General features: G+C 71.1%; 18 protein-coding genes and 1 pseudogene. 7 read left to right on the forward strand and 12 right to left on the reverse strand.

What is annotated here, in order from left to right; genetic code table 11:
- Positions 1 to 58 precede the first annotated feature (58 nt).
- Positions 59 to 343, forward strand: coding sequence for a DUF6332 family protein (locus SSP29_RS40055; RefSeq protein WP_089105846.1), 285 nt, complete (start codon positions 59 to 61; stop codon positions 341 to 343).
- Here the strand turns inward: SSP29_RS40055 and SSP29_RS40060 are convergent.
- The 3 genes from SSP29_RS40060 to SSP29_RS40070 form a co-directional block, all read right to left on the reverse strand.
- Positions 304 to 969, reverse strand: a complete 666-nt coding sequence (locus SSP29_RS40060; RefSeq protein WP_089105847.1) for a response regulator transcription factor — start codon at positions 967 to 969, stop codon at positions 304 to 306. The genes SSP29_RS40055 and SSP29_RS40060 overlap by 40 nt on opposite strands.
- Entirely contained in the window at positions 966 to 2,270 is a 1,305-nt protein-coding gene (locus SSP29_RS40065) for a sensor histidine kinase (protein ID WP_089105925.1), read from the reverse strand. The genes SSP29_RS40060 and SSP29_RS40065 overlap by 4 nt, the downstream gene beginning before the upstream one ends.
- Before the next feature lie 91 nt (positions 2,271 to 2,361).
- Positions 2,362 to 3,030, reverse strand: coding sequence for a TetR/AcrR family transcriptional regulator (locus SSP29_RS40070; RefSeq protein ID WP_089105848.1), 669 nt, complete (start codon positions 3,028 to 3,030; stop codon positions 2,362 to 2,364).
- 271 nt (positions 3,031 to 3,301) lie between these two features.
- Here SSP29_RS40070 and SSP29_RS40075 point away from each other — a divergent pair, with 271 nt between their 5' ends.
- On the forward strand, positions 3,302 to 4,396 hold the full coding sequence (locus SSP29_RS40075) for a medium chain dehydrogenase/reductase family protein (protein ID WP_089105849.1): 1,095 nt from the start codon (positions 3,302 to 3,304) through the stop codon (positions 4,394 to 4,396).
- 11 nt (positions 4,397 to 4,407) lie between these two features.
- Here the strand turns inward: SSP29_RS40075 and SSP29_RS40080 are convergent, their stop codons facing one another.
- On the reverse strand, positions 4,408 to 5,610 hold the full coding sequence (locus SSP29_RS40080; RefSeq protein WP_089105850.1) for a GDSL-type esterase/lipase family protein: 1,203 nt from the start codon (positions 5,608 to 5,610) through the stop codon (positions 4,408 to 4,410).
- A 39-nt stretch (positions 5,611 to 5,649) separates the two neighbouring features.
- Complete coding sequence (locus SSP29_RS40085; protein WP_089105851.1) at positions 5,650 to 6,222, reverse strand: TetR/AcrR family transcriptional regulator; 573 nt, start codon at positions 6,220 to 6,222, stop codon at positions 5,650 to 5,652.
- Positions 6,223 to 6,301: 79 nt separating this feature from the next.
- On the opposite strand from SSP29_RS40085, the gene SSP29_RS40090 reads away from it, so the two are divergent.
- Positions 6,302 to 6,796, forward strand: coding sequence for an FBP domain-containing protein (locus SSP29_RS40090; protein ID WP_089105926.1), 495 nt, complete (start codon positions 6,302 to 6,304; stop codon positions 6,794 to 6,796).
- Positions 6,797 to 6,839: 43 nt separating this feature from the next.
- Here SSP29_RS40090 and SSP29_RS40095 read toward each other — a convergent pair whose 3' ends face one another.
- Complete coding sequence (locus SSP29_RS40095; protein WP_089105852.1) at positions 6,840 to 7,532, reverse strand: TetR/AcrR family transcriptional regulator; 693 nt, start codon at positions 7,530 to 7,532, stop codon at positions 6,840 to 6,842.
- Positions 7,533 to 7,738: 206 nt separating this feature from the next.
- On the opposite strand from SSP29_RS40095, the gene SSP29_RS40100 reads away from it, so the two are divergent.
- The gene (locus tag SSP29_RS40100; protein ID WP_089105927.1) at positions 7,739 to 8,224 is read left to right on the forward strand and encodes a nitroreductase/quinone reductase family protein; all 486 of its coding nucleotides are present in this window, start codon (positions 7,739 to 7,741) and stop codon (positions 8,222 to 8,224) included.
- Here the strand turns inward: SSP29_RS40100 and SSP29_RS40105 are convergent.
- Positions 8,214 to 9,497, reverse strand: a complete 1,284-nt coding sequence (locus SSP29_RS40105) for a geranylgeranyl reductase family protein (RefSeq protein ID WP_089105853.1) — start codon at positions 9,495 to 9,497, stop codon at positions 8,214 to 8,216. The two genes, SSP29_RS40100 and SSP29_RS40105, sit on opposite strands and share 11 nt — an antisense overlap.
- Positions 9,498 to 9,695: 198 nt before the next feature.
- Here SSP29_RS40105 and SSP29_RS40110 point away from each other — a divergent pair, with 198 nt between their 5' ends.
- From SSP29_RS40110 to SSP29_RS40120, 3 genes and pseudogenes are all read left to right on the forward strand, one after another.
- Positions 9,696 to 11,051 (forward strand): dipeptidase, encoded by a 1,356-nt coding sequence (locus SSP29_RS40110; protein WP_089105854.1) that lies wholly within the window; start codon positions 9,696 to 9,698, stop codon positions 11,049 to 11,051.
- 97 nt (positions 11,052 to 11,148) lie between these two features.
- Positions 11,149 to 11,397, forward strand: a pseudogene (locus SSP29_RS40115) (MBL fold metallo-hydrolase); the annotation flags it as partial.
- Positions 11,398 to 11,520: 123 nt separating this feature from the next.
- Entirely contained in the window at positions 11,521 to 12,576 is a 1,056-nt protein-coding gene (locus tag SSP29_RS40120; protein WP_089105856.1) for a hypothetical protein, read from the forward strand.
- On the opposite strand, the gene SSP29_RS40125 is transcribed toward SSP29_RS40120, so the two are convergent.
- From SSP29_RS40125 to SSP29_RS40145, 5 genes are all read right to left on the reverse strand, one after another.
- On the reverse strand, positions 12,549 to 13,601 hold the full coding sequence (locus SSP29_RS40125) for an ABC transporter ATP-binding protein (RefSeq protein WP_089105857.1): 1,053 nt from the start codon (positions 13,599 to 13,601) through the stop codon (positions 12,549 to 12,551). The two genes, SSP29_RS40120 and SSP29_RS40125, sit on opposite strands and share 28 nt — an antisense overlap.
- Entirely contained in the window at positions 13,598 to 14,734 is a 1,137-nt protein-coding gene (locus tag SSP29_RS40130) for an ABC transporter ATP-binding protein (protein WP_150135836.1), read from the reverse strand. The genes SSP29_RS40125 and SSP29_RS40130 overlap by 4 nt, the downstream gene beginning before the upstream one ends.
- The gene (locus tag SSP29_RS40135) at positions 14,731 to 15,651 is read right to left on the reverse strand and encodes an ABC transporter permease (protein WP_089105858.1); all 921 of its coding nucleotides are present in this window, start codon (positions 15,649 to 15,651) and stop codon (positions 14,731 to 14,733) included. The genes SSP29_RS40130 and SSP29_RS40135 overlap by 4 nt, the downstream gene beginning before the upstream one ends.
- Entirely contained in the window at positions 15,644 to 16,630 is a 987-nt protein-coding gene (locus tag SSP29_RS40140) for an ABC transporter permease (protein ID WP_089105859.1), read from the reverse strand. Before SSP29_RS40140 ends, SSP29_RS40135 begins: the two co-directional genes overlap by 8 nt.
- Before the next feature lie 72 nt (positions 16,631 to 16,702).
- Positions 16,703 to 18,520, reverse strand: a complete 1,818-nt coding sequence (locus SSP29_RS40145; protein WP_089105860.1) for an ABC transporter family substrate-binding protein — start codon at positions 18,518 to 18,520, stop codon at positions 16,703 to 16,705.
- Positions 18,521 to 18,662 lie beyond the last annotated feature (142 nt).

An 18,662-nucleotide genomic window follows, 5' to 3' on the forward strand; every position in this document is an offset into this window, starting at 1 on the left:
AACGTGCGCCCGGCGGGGCCTGTTGCCCCGCCGGGCGCACGGCTGTGAGACTGCCCGGATGACGATGCACGGGGGACGGCGCGGTCAGGCCGAGCGGGACGCGATCACCGTCGAGATCGGATACGCGCTGTGCAGCGCGGTGTTCGCGGCCTTGCTCGGCTTCGGGGCGGTGGCCGGTCCGGCGCTCCTGTTCGACCTGCCCCGCGGCCTGGAGCGTGCGCTGCCCGTCGTGGGCACGGTGCTCGCGGCCGTGCTGTTCCTCGCCCGGGTCGTCAGCGTGCTGGTCCGTTTCCAGCGCTCGGCTCAGCCCAGCCAGCCCGGTCGCACCAGCCCCGACTCGTAGGCCAGGACGACCAGTTGGGCGCGGTCGCGGGCGCCCAGCTTGATCATGGTGCGGCTCACGTGGGTCTTGGCGGTGAGGGGGCTGACGACCAGGCGGCGGGCGATCTCCTCGTTGGACAGGCCGATACCGACCAGGGCCATCACCTCCCTCTCCCGCTCGGTGAGCCGGGCGAGGGCGTCGGCGGCGGCCGGCTCCTTGGAACGGGCCGCGAACTCCGCGATCAGCCGGCGCGTCACCCCCGGCGACAGCAGCGCGTCCCCGGCCACCACCGCCCTGACCGCCCGCACCAGTTCGTCCGGCTCGGTGTCCTTGACCAGGAAACCCGAGGCGCCGGAACGGATCGCCTCGAAGACGTACTCGTCGAGCTCGAACGTCGTCAGCATGACCACCCTGACGTCCTTCAGCTCCTCCTCCCCGGTGATCCGGCGGGTCGCGGCCAGGCCGTCCAGACGGGGCATGCGGATGTCCATCAGGACGACGTCCGGGCGCAGTTCACGCACTTTGCGCAGCGCCTCCTCGCCGTCCGCCGCCTCACCGGTCACCTCGATGTCCGGCTGCGCGTCGAGCAACGCCCGGAAACCGGCCCGCACCAGCGACTGGTCGTCGGCGAGCAGCACCCGGATCATCGGTCCTCCCTGTCGTCCCTGTCGTCCCTGTCGTCCAAGGGGAGTACGGCCAGCACCCGGAAGCCGCCGTCGGCGCGCGGTCCCGCCTCGATCGTGCCACCCAGGGCGGCCGCCCGCTCCCGCATCCCGGCCAGCCCGTTCCCACTGCCGCCCGCGTCCGCCCCGGTCGCCGGTCCGTCGTCGTCGATCCGCAACCGCAGCTCCCCTCCGCCGTGTTCGAACCGCACGCGCGCCTGCCGCGAACCCGAGTGCCGTACGACGTTGGTGAGAGCCTCCTGCACGATGCGGAAGGCGGCCAGGTCGGCGCCGGGCGAAAGGGCCGGCGACTCCCCCGTCACGGCCACGGCGAGTCCGGCGCCCGCCGCCTGTTCCACCAGCTCCGGCAGCCGCCCGAGCCCTGGCGCCGGCGCCCGCGGTGCGTGGCCCGGGGCGCGCAGGGTGTCGAGCACCTGACGCACCTCGCCGAGCGCCTCCTTGCTGGCCGCCTTGATGGTGGTGAGCGCGGCCCTGGCCTGCTCGGGGTCGGAGTCGAGGAGCGCGAGACCCATGCCCGCCTGGACGTTGATGACGGAGATGCTGTGCGCGAGGACGTCGTGCAACTCCCGGGCGATCCGCAGCCGTTCCTCGTCCGCGCGCCGCCGGGCCGCCTGGGCCCGGTCGGCCCGCTCACGCGCCCACTGCTCGCGCCGCAGCCGGACCAGCTCGGCGACAGCGACGATGATCAGCACCCAGGTGGCGATGATCACCTCCTGGCCGGGGTTCGCGCCGGTGTCGCCCGGCGGCGGCAGCCACCGGTACAGCCAGAGCGAGATCAGCAGATGCCCTGCCCACAGCATCCCGATCGCCGCCCAGGCGGCCCGGCGGTGCCCGGCGACGACGGCACTGAAGCAGGCCACGGCGACGGCCGCGAAGACCGGTCCGTACGGGTAGCCGGCACCGAGGTAGACCAGCGCGAGCGCCGCCGTGCCGAACGCCACGATCACCGGGTGCCGGTGCCGCCACAGCAGCAGGGCACAGGTGGCGAGGAGCAGCAGGCGGGCGTACGGGTCGAGAGGCTCGCGGTGGGGTTGCGCATGGGCGGCGAAGTTCGAGACCACCAGCACGAGGACGGTCAGCAGCACGGTGGAGCGCCACGGCAGGCGGGGGCGGTGGGTCCCGGCGCCGGCGCCGGCGCCGGTGCCGGCATCGGCATCGGCATCGGCATCGGCTCTGGTGCCGGTGGCGTCGGGGAGGTTCCACCACGGGGGTCCGTAGTGCCACCACTGCGCGGGACCTCGCTCCCGTACCCGCCGTTCGTCCATGACCGCCACGCTAGACGCAGCCGGAGCGCACGAGCGTCAGCCCGGCGAGGTGATCACGCGTACTCCCCGGGAAGTAGGCCGCCGGGCCTGGTCAGCGGCCGGGCGTCAGCTCCGCCACCTCGGCGTCGAACAGCCGGTCCGGTTCGAAGCCCATGCCCGTGAAGTGACCGGCGAGTTCGAGGGAGAGCACTCCGTGCATCCGGGTCCAGAACGCCAGCGCCCGCCGTAGCACTCCCGGCGGCGCGGGGTGGCCGCCGGCCCAGTCGCGGTGCTGGGAGAGGTGCGCGGTGAAACCGGCGGAGGCCGGCGCGGGCGCCTCGGGCTCGGCCGCCGCGCAGACGTCGAGCAGGGCCGCCATGATCTCCTGGGCGATTCCGGTGATGTCGTCGGGCGCCTGGTAGCCGGGGACCGGCGTGCCGTAGACGAGGAAGTACCGCTGGGGGTCGTCGAGCGCCCAGCGGCGCAGGGCGTGGGCCAGGCCGCCGATACCGGCCCCGGAGTCCGCGGCGGCACGGAAGGTGTCGGCCAGGCTGCGGTACGCGTCCCGGATCAGCTCGGTGATCAGCTCGTCGCGACTGCCGAAGTAGCGGTAGAGGGCCGGACCGCTCATGCCCAGTTCCTTGGCGATCGCGTTCAGGGACAGGCCCGACGCGCCCGCCTTGGCGATCTGCTCCCACGCACGCGCCTTGATGTCCGCCCGCACCTGGCTCCGGTACCGCTCGCGGGGGCTCACCGCGTCCGCGTCTGCGTCTGCGGCCATGGCCGTCACGCTCCTCTCTCGCTTTCGATGCCCGGGCGCCTCGGCACGTCGTCGTCTCGGCACCTCAGGGTTCGCCAGCTTCGGGTTCTCATCTTTGTTTCAACCTATCACTTTCGGCAGTGGATCTAACAGGAGCGATGACCACATCCAAGGTGAGGGCTTGACACTCAAGCGAGCACCAGTCATGTTTGTTATAGCTTCTAACGCAAGCGAGAACATATCTCGAATGCGAGCACGTCTACACACCCGTCTGCACACGGAGGCCGTCGCCATGGGAACTGCAGGAACCGCCGGAACCGCCGGAAACACCCAGCTCATCGAGGTCGTCCTGCCGGGCGTCGTGGAGCCGGAGGGCCTCCGCATCGAGCGCCGGGAGATCCCGGCCCCGGCGGCCGGCCAGATCGTCGTCCGCGTGGAGGCGACCGGCGTCTCCTTCGCGGAGCAGCAGATGCGCCGCGGCCGCTACTACGACCAGCCGCCCTTCCCCTTCGTCCCCGGCTACGACCTGGTCGGCACGGTGCTCACGGCCGGTGCGGGCGTCGAGCCCGGACTCGTCGGCAAGCGGGTGGCATCACTGGTGAAGGTCGGCGGCTGGGCCAGTCATGTCGTGCTCGACGCGGCCGACGCCGTGCAGGTGCCCGCCGGTGTCGGCGCGGCGGAGGCGGAGACGCTGGTCGTCAACGGCATCACGGCCTGGCAGATGCTGCACCGCAAGGCCAGGGTGCGCAGCGGCGGCACGATCCTGGTGCACGGTGCCAACGGCGGCGTCGGCACGGTCCTCGTCCAGCTGGCACGGGCGGCCGGCCTGCAGGTGATCGGCACGGCTTCCGCCCGTCACCACGACGCGCTGCGGGAGCTGGGCGTGACCCCGGTCGACTACCGCACCGAGGACGTCCCGGCCCGGGTCCGGGAACTGGCCCCCGGCGGTGTGGACGCCGTCTTCGACCACCTCGGCGGCCGCAGCGTCATCGACTCCTGGCGGCTCCTCGCCCCGGGCGGCACCCTCGTCGCCTACGGCAGCGCCACCACCCGGGACGACTCCGGCTCCAAGCAGCTCCCCGTGCTGAAGATCCTCGGCCGGGTGTGGACGTGGAACGCGCTGCCCAACGGCCGGCACGCCTACTTCTTCAACGTCTGGGAGGGCCGCGCCCTCGGCAGGGACCGCTTCCGGGCCCGGCTGAGCACCGACCTCACCCAGGTGTTCCAGGCGCTCCAGCGCGGCGAGGTCACCGCACGCATCGCCGCCCGGCTGCCGCTGACCCAGGCCGCCGAGGCCCTGCGGCTCGCCGAGTCGGGGACGGTCGCGGGGAAGGTCGTACTGGTCCCGGACGGCGGCGACGAGGCGCCGTCCGACTCGGCACGATGAGGACCGCCGGCTCAGCGGTCGCCGCCGCTCCCCGCGAACGCGAACGCGCCGTCGTCCGCGAAGGCCAGTCCGGCGAAGCGTTCGCCGATACGGCGGTGGGTGGCCGCGTCCGGGTGGAGTCCGTCGGGCAGCGGCAGCTCGGCGGAGTCGGCTTCGCCGTAGAGGACGCGGCCGTCGAGGTAGTGGAGGTGCGGATCCTCGGCCGCGCGCTGGGCGACGATCCGGGACAGCTCGTCCCGGATGACGTTCAGGGTGAGCTTGCCGCTCGCGCGCTCGGCCGGGTCGCCCGCGGCCGTGAAGGCGAGCCGGCCCTCGCCGAGGGCGCTCAGGTCCATGGCGGTGGGGCCCGGTGTGTCCTCGTGCATCGGGCACAGGATCGGCGACACGACCAGCAGCGGGGTGGCGGGGTGCCCCTCGCGGACGGTGTCGAGGAAGCCGTGCACGGCGGGACCGAAGGCCCGCAGCCGCATCAGGTCGGTGTTGACGACGTTGATGCCGAGCTTGAGGCTGATCAGGTCGGCGGGGGCGTCCCGGACGGCGCGGGCGGTGAACGGGTCGAGCAGGGCGCTGCCGCCCAGCCCCAGGTTGACCAGCTCCACGCCGGCGAGCGCGGCCGCGCGTGCCGGCCAGATGGCGGTGGGGCTCGCGGCGTCGGACCCGTGACTGATGGAACTGCCGTGGTGCAGCCAGACCTTGCGGCCGTGGTCGGGTGCGGCCGCGAGCGGGGCGTCGGTGCGCAGCGCGACCAGTTCCGTGGTCTCGTTGTGCGGCAGCCAGATCTCGACGACCTTCTCGCGCTCGGGGAGGCCGGCGAAGCGGAGGGTGCCTACCGGTCCGGGGAGCAGCTCCATGGTCCCGGCGCCCATGTCGACGACCTGCACCCGGCCGCCGGACACACTGCCCCGGCCGGCCAGGGCGCCGTCGACGAGCAGGTCGTAGACGCCGTCCGGGCGAGGTGGCGCGCCGGCGTAGAGGCGCTTGGTGGGCAGGGTGTCCAGTTCCACGGCGGTGGCGCGGGTGCGGAACACCAGCCGTACGCCGGAGGGCTGGGACTCGACCATGGCGAGCTGTGGGTCGGCGCACTGGGCGCGGGCCCGGGCCGGGAGCCGGTGCGGCAGGATGCCGTGCTCCGTCTGCTCCAGGTCGAGGGCGCCGCGCAGGAGATCGGCGGTGATCGGAGTGGTGATCCGGATCCGGCGGGGGTGGGTGTTCATGGCCTCTGCGTTCCGTACGAGGAATGAAAAGAAGGGGGTTCAGGTCGGGGCTGGCCAGTTGCGCAGGAGTGCATCGAGGGCATCAAGGACGCGGGTCCAGGACTGCTGGCTGTCGGGGGCGCTGTGGCTGAAGCCGCCGCTCAGTTCGAGGTCGACGTAGCCGTGGAAGACGCTGCCGAGCATCCGGACGGCATGGGTCTCGTCCGGTTCGGACAGGTCGTAGCCGCGCAGGATCGCCCGGGTCATCTGGGAGTGCCGCACGCCTGCGCTGCCTGCCGCCGTCTGCGGGTCGAGGCGCAGCCGGGCCGCCGCGTAGCGGCCGGGGTGGGCGCGGGCGTAGTCGCGGTAGACGTCGGCGAACGCGATGAGGGCGTCCTTGCCGGCCCGTCCGGCCAGCGCGTCGGCGGCCCGGTCGGCGAGCTCCTCCAGCGCCAGCAGCGCGATCCTCGTCTTCAGGTCCTGGGAGCTCTTGACGTGCGAGTACAGGCTCGCGACCTTCACGTCGAACCGTCTGGCCAGCGCCGAGACGGTCACCTGGTCGAAGCCGACCTCGTCGGCCAGCTCGGCTCCGGCCCGGACCAGTCGTCCCGTGCTCAGTCCCGCTCGCGCCACACCCGCTCCTCGCCTTCACCTCTAACCTGAATCGATTATGCGTTTGCCTAAAACCTTTAGGCAAATTAGCGTGCAGAGCATGCGACAGCTGACCGAGCAAGAGATCCGTGCCGCGTTCGTGAACTGCACCAAAGGCGCGGCGAAACGCCTGAACATCCCCCACGACCTGGACGAACGACCATGGGCCGACCTGGACTACTTCGGCTGGCGCGACCCCCAGGCACCCGATCGCGCCTACCTGGTGGCCGAGCTGGAGGACGGCCGCGCGCGGGCGGTGGCACTGCGCTGCCCGAGCCCCTCCTCCTGGCAGACCCGGCGCAGCATGTGTTCGATCTGCCTGACCACACACACCGGAGGCGTCTCCCTGATGGTCGCCGCCAAGGCGGGGAAGGCCGGGCAGCAGGGCAACTCCGTGGGCGCCTACCTCTGCAGCGACCTCGCCTGCTCGCTGTACGTACGGGGCAAGCGGGACGCGGGCGTGGGCGGGCGCATGCCGGAGTCGCTCACGCTGGAGGAGAAGACACGGCGGACCGTGACGAACCTCGCCGCGTTCCTGGACAAGGTCACGGCGTGAGCCGAGGCGGCGGCGCCTTTGCCGCCTCACCCGAAGGGCTCCGCTAGGGGAAAACCAGCCCCACCCCGTGGGCGAGCTGCGCGGCCGCGTGCCGGAAGAACCGCTCCCGTTCCTCCACGACCCCCTTGAACTGGCCGAACAGTTCGAACCCCACCAGCCCGAACAGCTGCGCCCAGGCCGCGACCATGGCCACCGCCACCTCCGGCGGGAGGCCGGGCACCAGCTCGTCGGCCATCCGGCGGGCCTCGGGGGCGAGCTCGGCGGGTACGGGGGTACGGGCCAGACCACGCCGTTCGAACGCCTCGCGCAGGATCCCGATGAGGACCAGGGCCACCCGGGCCGCCGGCGGAATGGTCGTGTCCGGCGCCGAGTAGCCGGGCACCGGCGAGCCGTAGATCAGCGCGTACTCGTGGGGATGGGTCAGCGCCCAGCCGCGCACCGCCTCGCACACCACGACCCAGCGCTGCGCCGGGGCCGCGCCGGCGGCAGCGGCGTGCGCGGTCTCGGCGGCCTCGCCGAGGGAGTCGTAGGCGTCGATGATCAGCGCGGTGAGCAGGTCGTCGCGGCTGGGGAAGTAGCGGTAGAGCGCGGAGGAGACCATGCCGAGTTCGCGCGCGACGGCCCGCAGCGACAGCTTGGCCGCGCCCTCGGCCGCGAGCTGTCTGCGCGCCTCGTCCTTGATGGCCGTGGTGACTTCCATCCTGGCTCGCGCGCGGGCGCCCTGCGGGGTGGTCATGGGGAGCAGTTTGCCATGTTTGCAGAGCGGTGCACACGCTTTGGAGCAGTGCACTTGATTCGGATCAGCGATCACAGATGAGAGCGATGCACGCGCACAAGTGCACCGCTCAAAAAGGAGAGCACCGCTCTTGCAGTGGATCACCGATCTCCCCCACACTGTTCCTCAAGCGAGAGCACTGCTCTCCCAAGCAGGTGGGGGTCATCATGTCGTCGTCACAGTCGCACTCAGAGCCGCAGCCGTCGCCCGAGCCGTACTACGCCAAGGCCAACCCGGTGGCCGTCCGGATGAACGGCCTCGTCGGGTGGCTCGCCCGGCGCGGGATCAGCCTCGCGGGCAGCGCGGAGCTGTCCGTGCCCGGCCGCAAGAGCGGCAGGATGCAGCGCGTCCCGGTCAACCCGCACACGTACGACGGCACCCAGTACCTGGTCTCGGCGCGCGGCAACTCCCAGTGGGTGCGGAACATGCGCGTGGCCGGCGGCGGGGAACTGCGGGTGGGCCGCAAGGTACGGGAGTTCACCGTGGTGGAGCTTCCCGATGCCGAGAAGCTCCCGGTGCTGCGGACCTACCTGGAGAAGTGGGGCTGGGAGGTCAAGCAGTACTTCCCCGGGGTGACGGCCAGGTCCTCCGACGACGAACTCGTCGCGGCCGGCGCCGACCACCCCGTCTTCCGGGTCACCGTCACGAAGTGACGGTTTCCTCGTCGGCCTGGTCCTCCGTGGGCGCGGTCTCCTTCGCCGCCGGCTCCGGGCCGAAGGCGGTGAGGGCGCGCTGGGCGAGCGGGTGCGAGCGGATGAGTTCACCGAGGGAGGTCCGGCCCTGGGTGATCTCCTTGAACGCCCGCCAGGCGGGACGGAACCCGGTCAGGACCGCGTGGAAGAGCCCGGGACGGCGCTCGAACACCGCGAGCATCCGCTTGCCGACGCTCATCTCGACGCCGAGGCCCGCCTTGATGGCGAAGGCGTAGTTCAGCGCCTGGCGGCGGGTGTCGACGGCGTCGTGGGCCTCGGCGATCCGCACCGCCCACTCCCCGGCGAGGCGCCCCGAACGCAGCGCGAAGGAGATGCCCTCGCGGGTCCAGGGTTCGAGCAGGCCCGCCGCGTCACCGCAGACCAGCACCCGGCCCCGGGACAGCGGTGAGTCGTCGGCGCGGCAGCGGGTCAAGTGGCCGGAGGAGATGCTCGGTTCGAAGCCGGCGAGGCCGAGCCGGGCGATGAAGTCCTCCAGGTACCGCTTGGTGGCGGCGCCTTCGCCGCGCGCCGAGATCACGCCGACCGTCAGCGTGTCGCCCTTGGGGAAGACCCAGCCGTAACTGCCCGGCATCGGGCCCCAGTCGATGAGGACCCGGCCCTTCCAGTCCTCGGCGACCGTCTCCGGCACCGGGATCTCCGCCTCCAGGCCGAGGTCCACCTGGTCGACCTTCACCCCGACGTGGGCGCCTATGCGGCTGGCGCTGCCGTCGGCGCCGACCACCGCGCGGGCCAGCAGGGTCTCGCCGCCCTGGAGCACGACCGCGACCGTCCGCCGGTCCGGGACCGCCGAGCCGTGCTGCTCGACGCGCTGCACGGCCGCGCCCGTGCGCAGCTCGGCACCCGCCTTCTGGGCGTGCTCGACCAGCTGCTGGTCGAACTCGGGGCGGTTGATCAGCCCGAACATCATCTGCTTGGAGCGCCGGGTGCGGGTGAACCGTCCGTTGTTGGAGAAGGTGACCGCGTGCACCCGGTCCTTGAGGGGCAGCTCGAAGCCGGGCGGCAGCGCGTCGCGGGACGGGCCGATGATGCCGCCGCCGCAGGTCTTGTAGCGGGGTAGCTCGGCTTTCTCCAGCAACAGCACGCGCCGTCCCGCGACCGCCGCCGCGTAGGCGGCCGAGGCCCCCGCGGGTCCCGCGCCCACCACGACGACGTCCCACACCCGCTGCACGTCGTCCGCCTGCACGTCGTCCGCCGAAGAATTCTCGCCGCTCACGATGGTCCGCTGCTCCGATCAAGCCGTAGAAGCCGTATCAAGCCGTCAAGCTGTCAAGCCGTGGGGCAGGCCCCGTCCGTCCGTAGGCCGACACCTGTCACCTGTCCCCCCGCATCCTACGGCGGAGATCGCCGCAGGCCACTGTGGGAGGATCGGTCCACTCACCAGTTCAACGTCGCACCCACGAGGAGCGTGCCCATGTCGTCCAATCCGGTCGCCGAGACCGTCGCCGCCCTGCTGCCCAGGGCCAAGGCGGAGCTCGCCGAGCTGGTGGCCTTCAAGTCGGTGGCGGACTTCGCGCAGTTCCCGAAGAGCGAGAGCGAGGGCGCCGCGAACTGGGTGGCCGACGCGCTGCGCGCCGAGGACTTCACGGACGTCGCCGTACTGGACACCCCGGACGGCACGCAGTCGGTGTACGGCTACTTGCCGGGCCCGGCGGGTGCCAAGACGGTCCTGCTGTACGCGCACTACGATGTGCAGCCGCCGCTGGACGAGGCCGCCTGGACCACCCCGCCGTTCGAGCTGACCGAGCGGGACGGCCGCTGGTACGGGCGCGGTGCCGCCGACTGCAAGGGCGGCGTGATCATGCACCTGCTGGCGTTGCGTGCGCTGAAGGCGAACGGCGGCGTCCCGGTCAACGTCAAGGTGATCGCCGAGGGCTCGGAGGAGATGGGCACCGGCGGTCTGGAGCGGTACGCCGAGCAGCACCCCGAGCTGCTGGCCGCGGACGTGATCGTCATCGGTGACGCGGGCAACTTCCGGGTGGGGCTGCCGACGGTGACCACGACTCTGCGGGGCATGACCATGGTCCGCATCCAGATCGACACGCTGCGGGGCAATCTGCACTCGGGCCAGTTCGGCGGCGCCGCCCCCGACGCCCTGGCCGCGCTGATCCGCGTCCTGGACTCGCTGCGCGCCGAGGACGGTTCCACGACGGTCGACGGGCTCGCGCCGGAGACGCGCTGGGAGGGTCTGGAGTACGACGAGGAGCAGTTCCGTACCGACGCGAAGGTGCTGGACGGTGTCGGGCTGATCGGTGACGGTTCGGTCGCGGACCGCATCTGGGCCCGTCCGGCGGTCACGGTGCTCGGCATCGACTGCCCGCCGGTGGTCGGCGCCACCCCGTCGGTGCAGGCCGCCGCCCGCGCCCTGGTCAGCCTCCGGGTGCCGCCGGGCGTGGACGCGGCCGAGGCGGGCAAGCTGCTCCAGGCCCATCTGGAGGCGCACACGCCGTGGGGTGCCCGGGTGCGGACCGAGACGGTCGGGCAGGGCCAGCCGTTCCGCGCGGACACCACCAGCCCGGCGTACCGGGCGATGGCCGACGCGATGGCGGTCGCCTACCCGGACGAGACGATGCAGTTCGCCGGTCAGGGCGGCTCCATCCCGCTGTGCAACACCCTCGCCGGCCTCTACCCGCAGGCCGAGTTCCTGCTGATCGGCCTGAGTGAGCCGGAGGCGCAGATCCACGCCGCCAACGAGAGCGTGTCGCCGCAGGAGCTGGAGCGCCTGTCGGTGGCGGAGGCGCTGTTCCTGCAGAACTACGCGGCGGGCTGACGCCCTCGGCCCGGCCGGCGTACGCGGTGGGCTGAATCGCTCTGCCCACAGCGGAGGACCCTCGTCCGTGGACGAGGGTCCTTCCCGGGGTCGGGACATGGACGTCATCGAGTTGCTCCCCCGGCTGCACCTGCTGCGCTTCCCGGTGGGTCAGGCCTACCTCTGGCACGATCCGGACACCGGTGACTCGACCCTGGTCGACACGGGACCGCCCGGCTCGGGCCGGCCGATCGCCGACGCGCTCACCGCACTGGGGCGGTCCCCCTCGGCGGTACGACGGATCGTCCTCACCCATTTCCACGAGGACCACGTGGGCGGGGCGGCCGAGCCGTCGCGTCCTTCCGGCGGCTGGCCGCCCTGGAGACGCGGACGGCGTGCTTCGGTCACGGTGATTCGGTGACCGTCGACGCGCCACAGGCGCTGCGGGAATCCGCGGACACCTACGGACCGCGGCGGTGACCATGGGGGTATGAGCGACACCGCGCGGCGTATCGCCGCCCACACCGGCATCGCGAACTCCCTGTCCCTGCTGAGCGACGTCGGGCTGGCCGAACTGGTCGCGGGCGGTGAGCCGCTCGATGCCGGGATCGGCGGGAGAGCGGTGCGGCTCGCGGTGGACGGCAGGCCGGTGTTCGTGAAGCGGATCCCCCTGACCGACCGGGAACGGGAGCCTCGCCACGCCCGCTCCACCGAGAACCTCTTCGGCCTGCCGGCGTACTGCCACTACGGCATCGGCGCGATCGGCAGCCCGGGGTTCGGCGGCTGGCGGGAGCTGGCCGCGCACCAGGTGACGACCGACTGGGTGCTGGCGGGCCGGTTCCCCGGTTTCCCGCTGCTGCACCACTGGCGGGTGCTGCCCGACGTGTCCGTCCCGCTGCCCGGCGAACTGGGGGACGCCGAAAGGGCGGTGGCCTACTGGGGCGACTCCGCGGGCGTACGGGAGCGCATCGACGCACTGCGGGACGCCTCCGCGAGCCTCACCCTGTTCCTGGAGCACATCCCGTACACCCTGCACGACTGGCTGGACGCCGAACTGCGCACGGACCGGGCGGACTCGGCCTGTGCCCTCACGGCCCGAGGGCTGGAGGACATCACCGCGTTCCTCTCGGGCACCGATCTCCTGCACCTCGACGCCCACTTCGGCAACATCCTCACCGACGGCCGGCAGCTGTACCTCACCGACTTCGGGCTCTCCCTCAGCTCCGGCTTCCGACTGGCCTCCGACGAAGGGGAGTTCTTCGACCGGCACCGGCACTACGACCGTGTGTACACCGTCTACTATTTGGTGATCTGGCTGGTCACCGCGCTGTACGGCTACCGGGGCGAGGAACGCGCGGAGTTCGTGCGGGCCTGTGCCGGCGGGGTACGGCCCGAGGGCATCCCCCGGGTCGCCGCCGAACTGCTGTCACGGCACGCCCCGCTCGCCGTCGGCATGGAGGTCTTCTGCCGGCGGCTGGAGCGGGAGAGCCGGCTGACACCGTTTCCGTACCCGGACGGTCACAGCAACTGCACGCTCTCCGCGTAGTGGCAGGCGACCGGGTTGCCGCCGCCCCGGTCGACCAGGTCCGGCACCTGCTCGACACAGGCCGTGCGCTCGCTGTCGGTGAGCTGGTTCGCGAACTTGGGGCAGCGGGTGCGGAAGCGGCAGCCGCTGGGCGGGCGGACCGGGCTCGGGACGTCGCCCTGGACGGTGATCCGTTTCCGGGCGCGTTCCTTGCGCGGGTCGGGCAGCGGGATCGCGGAGACCAGGGCCTGGGTGTAGGGGTGGGCGGGGCGGGCGAAGAGCTGCCGGGCGGGGGCGATCTCCACCAGGCGGCCCAGGTACATCACCGCGACCCGGCCGGCGACATGGCGCATCACGGAGAGGTCGTGGGCCACGAAGAGGAAGGACAGGCCCAGTTCGCTCTGGAGGTCCATCAGCAGGTTGAGGACGCCGGCCTGGATCGACACGTCCAGCGCGGAGACCGGCTCGTCCAGCACGATCACCTTGGGGCGCAGTGCCAATGCCCTTGCGATGCCGATGCGTTGGCGTTGTCCGCCGGAGAACTCGTGCGCGAAGCGGTTGCCGTGCTCAGGGTTGAGGCCGACCAGGCGCAGCAGTTCGCGTACCTCGTCGGCGGCGCCGGGGCCGTAGCGGCCGTGGATGCGCAGGGGTTCGGCGACGATCTCGTGGACCGAGATCCTGGGGTCCAGGGAGGCGTACGGGTCCTGGAACACGATCTGCAACTCGCGTCGCAGCGGCCGCATCTGACGTCTGCTCAGGTCGGTCAGCAGCCGGCCCCGGTAGTGGACGGAGCCCGAGGTGGCCGTTTCCAGGTTGAGCAGGGTCCGGGACACGGTCGTCTTGCCGGAGCCGGACTCGCCGACCAGGCCGAGCGTCTCGTTCTCGTACAGGTCGAAGGAGACCCCGCAGACGGCGTGCACGTCGCCGATCCGGCGGCGGACCACGCCCTTGGACATCACCGGGAAGTGTTTGACGAGGTCGCGGACCTGGAGGACGGGGTCGCCGGTGCCGCCGTGACCGGGCAGCGGGGGCAGCGGATCGGTCATCGGGCATCGTCCTCCAGGTCCGCGAACCGGGCCAGGGCCTCGGTGTCGGCGCCGACGGCGTCGAAGACCTCGCCGGCGGCCGTGTCCACGAGTTCGTCGGCGAAGTGGCAGGCGCTGCGGTGGGCGTCGGATCCGACGGGGCGCAGGGCGGGTTCCGTGCTGTCGCAGGGCTCCCGGCGCATCGGGCAGCGCGGGGCGAAGGGGCAGCCCGGGGGCAGGTTGAGCAGCGAGGGCGGGGAGCCGGTGATGGGGGTCAGGCGGTCCTCCTCGTGGTCGAGGCGGGGCAGGGAGCCGAGCAGGCCCAGGGTGTAGGGCATGCGCGGGGTGTAGAAGATGTCCTCGACCGAGCCGGTCTCGACGATCCGCCCGGCGTACATGACGGCGACCCGGTCGGTGTGGCCGGCGACCACGCCCAGGTCGTGGGTGATCAGGACGAGGGCGGCGCCGGTCTCGGCGCGGGCGGTCTCCAGGGCCTCCAGGATCTGGGCCTGGACGGTGACGTCGAGGGCGGTGGTGGGCTCGTCGGCGATGATCACGTCCGGGTCGTTGGCGATCGCGATGGCGATGACGACCCGCTGGCGCATGCCGCCGGAGAGTTCGTGCGGGTAGCTGTCGACGCGCCGTTCGGGGCTCGGGATGCCGACTGTGCCGAGGAGTTCCACGGCGCGGGCGCGGGCGGGGCGTCTGCCGAGTCCGGGGTTGTGTCTGAGCAGGGTTTCGGCGATCTGGTAGCCGATCGTGTAGACGGGGTTGAGGGAGGTCATCGGGTCCTGGAAGACCATGGCGATGCCGCTGCCCCGTACGTCCGAGAGGCGGGCGTCGGACATCCCGAGCAGTTCCGTGCCCTCGAACCGCACCGAGCCGCGCACCCGGGCCGAGCCTGGCAGCAGGCCCATCACGGCAAGGGCGGTGACCGACTTGCCCGACCCCGACTCGCCGACGATGCCCAGCGCCTCGCCCCGCTCCAGCCGGTAGCCGACGCCGCGCACCGCCCGTACGGTCCCGTCCTCGGTGGGGAACTCCACGCGCAGGTCGTCGACTTCGAGGACGGCGCCGGACTCCTCGCCCTTTGCCACGACCCTGTCGATGCCCTTGCCCTTGCCCTTGCCGTTGCCGTTGCCGGGGTCGGTCACTGTCGCACCCTTTGCTGCCGGGGGTCGAAGGCGTCACGCAGCCCGTCGCCGATGAAGTTGATGGTGAGGGCGATGGCGATGATGAAGGCGCCGGGGATGTAGAAGAGCCAGGGCCGGGTGTCGACCGCGGTCTGTGCCTGGGCGACCAGCAACCCGAGGGAGGTGTCGGGCGGTTGGACGCCGAACCCGAGGAAGGACAGGGCGGTCTCGGTGAGGATGCCGGTGGCGACCAGGATCGTGGCGTTCACGATGATCGGGCCGAGCGCGTTGGGCAGCAGGTGCCGGAAGATGATCCGGGTGTCGGAGGCGCCGAGCGCCCGGGCGGCCTCCACGAACTCCTTCTCGCGCAGGGACAGTACCGAGGAGCGCACCACGCGGGACACGTACGCCCAGGTGAGTCCGGCGATCACCGCGGCGATCCAGTACCAGGAGCCGCCGCTGCGCGAGGAGATGACCAGCGCGATCGCGAACAGCGGGAGGGTCAGCACGAGATCGGCGATGCGCATCATCAGCGCGTCGACGAACCCCCGGTAGAAGCCGGCGACGGCTCCCCACACGGCTCCGACCAGAGTCGAGCCGAGCGCGATCAGGATGGCGATCTTCAGCGAGGTCTGGGTGCCGCGCATCACCTGGGCGTAGGCGTCGTACCCCGAGGAGTCGGTGCCGAACGGATGCTTCCAGGAGGGTGGCTGGGAGTTGTCCGGGGTGTACTTGGCGTACGAGTAGTGCCAGAAGTGCGGGCCGGCGAAGGCCCACAGCACGATCAGCACGAAGACGACCAGGCTGATCATCGCGGCCCGGTGGCGCAGGAAGCGGCGCAGGACGAGCTGGGTCTGGCTGCGCTGCACGACGGTGAACTCGTGGTCGTCGTTCGGCGTCCGGGTGCCGGCCGGCCCGAGTGCCCCGATGTCAGTCATAACGGATCCTCGGGTCGAGAACGGCGTAGAGGAGGTCGGCGAAGAGGTTGAAGACGATGACGACGACGGCGGACAGCAGCAGCCAGGCCATGGTCCGGTAGACGTCGAGGGTGGTGGCGGCCTGGACGAGCATCTCGCCCATGCCGTGCCACTGGAAGATCGTCTCGGTGATGACCGCCCCGCCGAGGATGATCGCGATGTCGAGGGCGGTGACGGTGGCCAGCGGGATCAGGGCGGTGCGCAGGGCGTGCCGGGTGAGCACCCGGCCGCGGCGCAGCCCCTTGGCACGGGCGAGCCGGACGTAGTCGCTGTCCAGGACTTCGAGCATGGAGGCGCGGGTGTAGCGGGTCCAGGAGGCGAAGGAAACCAGGGCCAGGGTGATGGTGGGCAGGATGAGATGGCCGACGCGGTCGGTGAACTCGTTCCAGGTGGTGTCGACTTCGAGATACGGGGACTTCTCGCCGATGGTGCCGAGGAACTGGCTGCCGGTCTCCTGGTTGAACCAGATCCCGGCCTGTTTGAGCAGCACCGCGAACCAGAACACGGGCATGGCGAGGAACAGGAAGCCGAGGAAGGTGATGGTGTAGTCGGCGGCGCTGTACTGGCGGATCGCGCTGAACACCCCGAAGACGACGGCCATCACGAGGGCGAGCAGCATGGCGGCGGCGACCAGGGTGACGGTGACCCGGAAGCGGGTGAACAGGTCGTGGCCGATGTCGAGGTTGGTCTGGACGGACGGGCCCCAGTCGCCGTGCAGGACCCCGGTGATCCAGTTCCAGTAGCGTTCCACGACCGGTTCGTTGGCGTGGATGTGCCGGGCGAAGGCGGTCACGGCGGCCTTGCTGGGCGGCGGTTGCCGGGAGGTGGCGAAGTTGGCCACGGGGTCGCCGGAGTTGACGACGACCAGGAAGACGATGAACGTCGAGACGATCAGGACGGGTACGGAGACGAGGATGCGGCGCACGGTGTAGGCGAGCATGCGGTCTTCTCTCGCGGAGGCCCGGCCCCGGGGTCGCCGGGGCCGGGATTCGGATCCGACTGGTCGCCGGGGCTACTTCTTGAGGCCCCACGCGCCGACGTTGTACGGCGGTCCGACGTTGGTGGAGTTGTTGCGCATGTTGACGAACCGGGTCTGCACCGCGAGGAAGGTGGGCTTCTGGTAGAGCGGCAGCACGTAGGCGTCGTTCACCATCAGCTGGTCGGCCTGGTTGAGCAGGGCGGCGGCCTTGGTCTGGTCCGTCTCCCCGATGGCCGTGCTGATCAGGGAGTCGACCTGCTTGTTGCTGTAGCCGCCGTAGTTGCCGCCGGCTCCGGTGGTCCACAGCTGCTGGGCGCCGCTGATGGCGAACGGTGAGGCGACCCAGGCGAAGACGATGATGTCGTACTGGTGACCGGCCAGGACCGTGCCGAGGTCGGCGGCGCCGATGGGCTTGATCGTGACCTTGATCCCGAGGTTGGCGAGGTCGCTCTGCAGGATCTGGCACTCGCTCTGCCGGATCTGGTTGCCGGTGGTGTAGCGGCAGTTGAAGGGTCCGACGGCCGTGCCGTCCGGGGTCTTCAGGGCGGTGCCGACTCCGGTGAACTTGGCGTCGGTGAGGTACTTCTTGGCCTTGGCGAGGTCACCCGACCCCTGGCCGCTGGCGCTGACCACGTCCTTGTAACCTGCCGTCCCCGGGACGAAGTTGTGGTTGTAGAGCTGCTTCACGCCGGGGTCGAACTGGGCGACCGTCTTGGCCATGATGTCCTTGACGCTGATCGCCGTGAACATCGCCTGCCTCAGGGCCAGGTACTTGCCGATCACCGGGTTGTGCAGGTTGAGGTCGAAGTGCTCCCAGGTCAGCCCGCTGCCGATGGTGTAGGTGACGTTGGGGATGGCCTTCACCTGGTTGACGAGGTCCACCTCGGGCTGCGGGTAGATGCCCTGGACCTCGTTGTTGCGCAGCGCGATCGGCTCCTGAGTGGCGTCCGAGATCACCTTGAAGATCAGCCGCTGCAGGGTGGCCTTCGTGCCCGTCCACTTCGGGTCGGGCTCGTAGGTGGCGTGGTCGTTGTCCACCCACTCGGTCATCTTGTAGGGGCCCGCGGTCGCGTACTTGGTGGGCGGGTTCTTCTGGAAGTACTGCCAGCCCTGGGTCATCTGGGCGGCCGTCATGTGGGCCGCGTCGCCCGCCTTCGCGCCGGAGACCTTCTCGGCGACGTGCGCCGGGTAGAACGGGTAGCCGGCGCCGAACAGGGACTTCCAGTCGGCGTAGGGCTTGGCCATCACCACGGTGACGGTCTTGCCGTTGTCCGAGCCCGTGACCGACTTGATGCGGTCGTAGCCGGCGGTGGTCTCCGGCAGACAGCCCTTGGTCTGGGTGGCGTCGCTGGCGGGCGGTGGCGGGCAGTCCTTGCCGTCGTTGGTACGCCAGTAGTAGATGAAGTCGTCGGCGGTGATGGCGGTCCCGTCGTTCCAGGACGCCTTGGGGTTGATCTTGTAGACGATGGTCTGCGGGCCGGCGCTGGTCTGGGTCGCCGAGGTCACCAGGTCGGTGTTGAGCTTGACGCTGAAGTCCGGCTGCGGGACATAGACCTGGGGCAGCACCGGGCTCAGCGCCTCGGCGTTCTCGAAGGTGTTGCCGTTGGTGTCCTGCACGTTCCACTGCTGGATGTTCTTCTCGATGACGTAGGTGAACGTGCCGCCGGCCTTGGTGGTGCCGGAGTTGCAGGTGTCCGCCTTGCCCTGAGTGGAGCAGGACGTGAGGCCGGCCGAGGTGCCCTTGCCGCCGCTGCCCCCGCCACCTCCCCCGCTGCTGCAGGCAGTGAGCGCCAGAACGAGCCCGGCGGTCAGTGCGAGTCCCCTTGTGAGGGCCGAAGAGTGCGCGCGCATGTCCCTCCTTCAGCCGGCTGTTGTCCGGCCTGTGCACGGCGGCCAGCGGCCGCGAGGAAGTTGAGCTGCGCACCGACGGTAGAACGTCTGTGTACCTCCTTCACGTTCTTGTTCATACCGGGACGGCGACAATTCACCCTCG

Origin of the sequence: Streptomyces hyaluromycini, from assembly GCF_002217755.1 — a bacterium.
GTDB lineage: Bacteria > Actinomycetota > Actinomycetes > Streptomycetales > Streptomycetaceae > Streptomyces > Streptomyces hyaluromycini.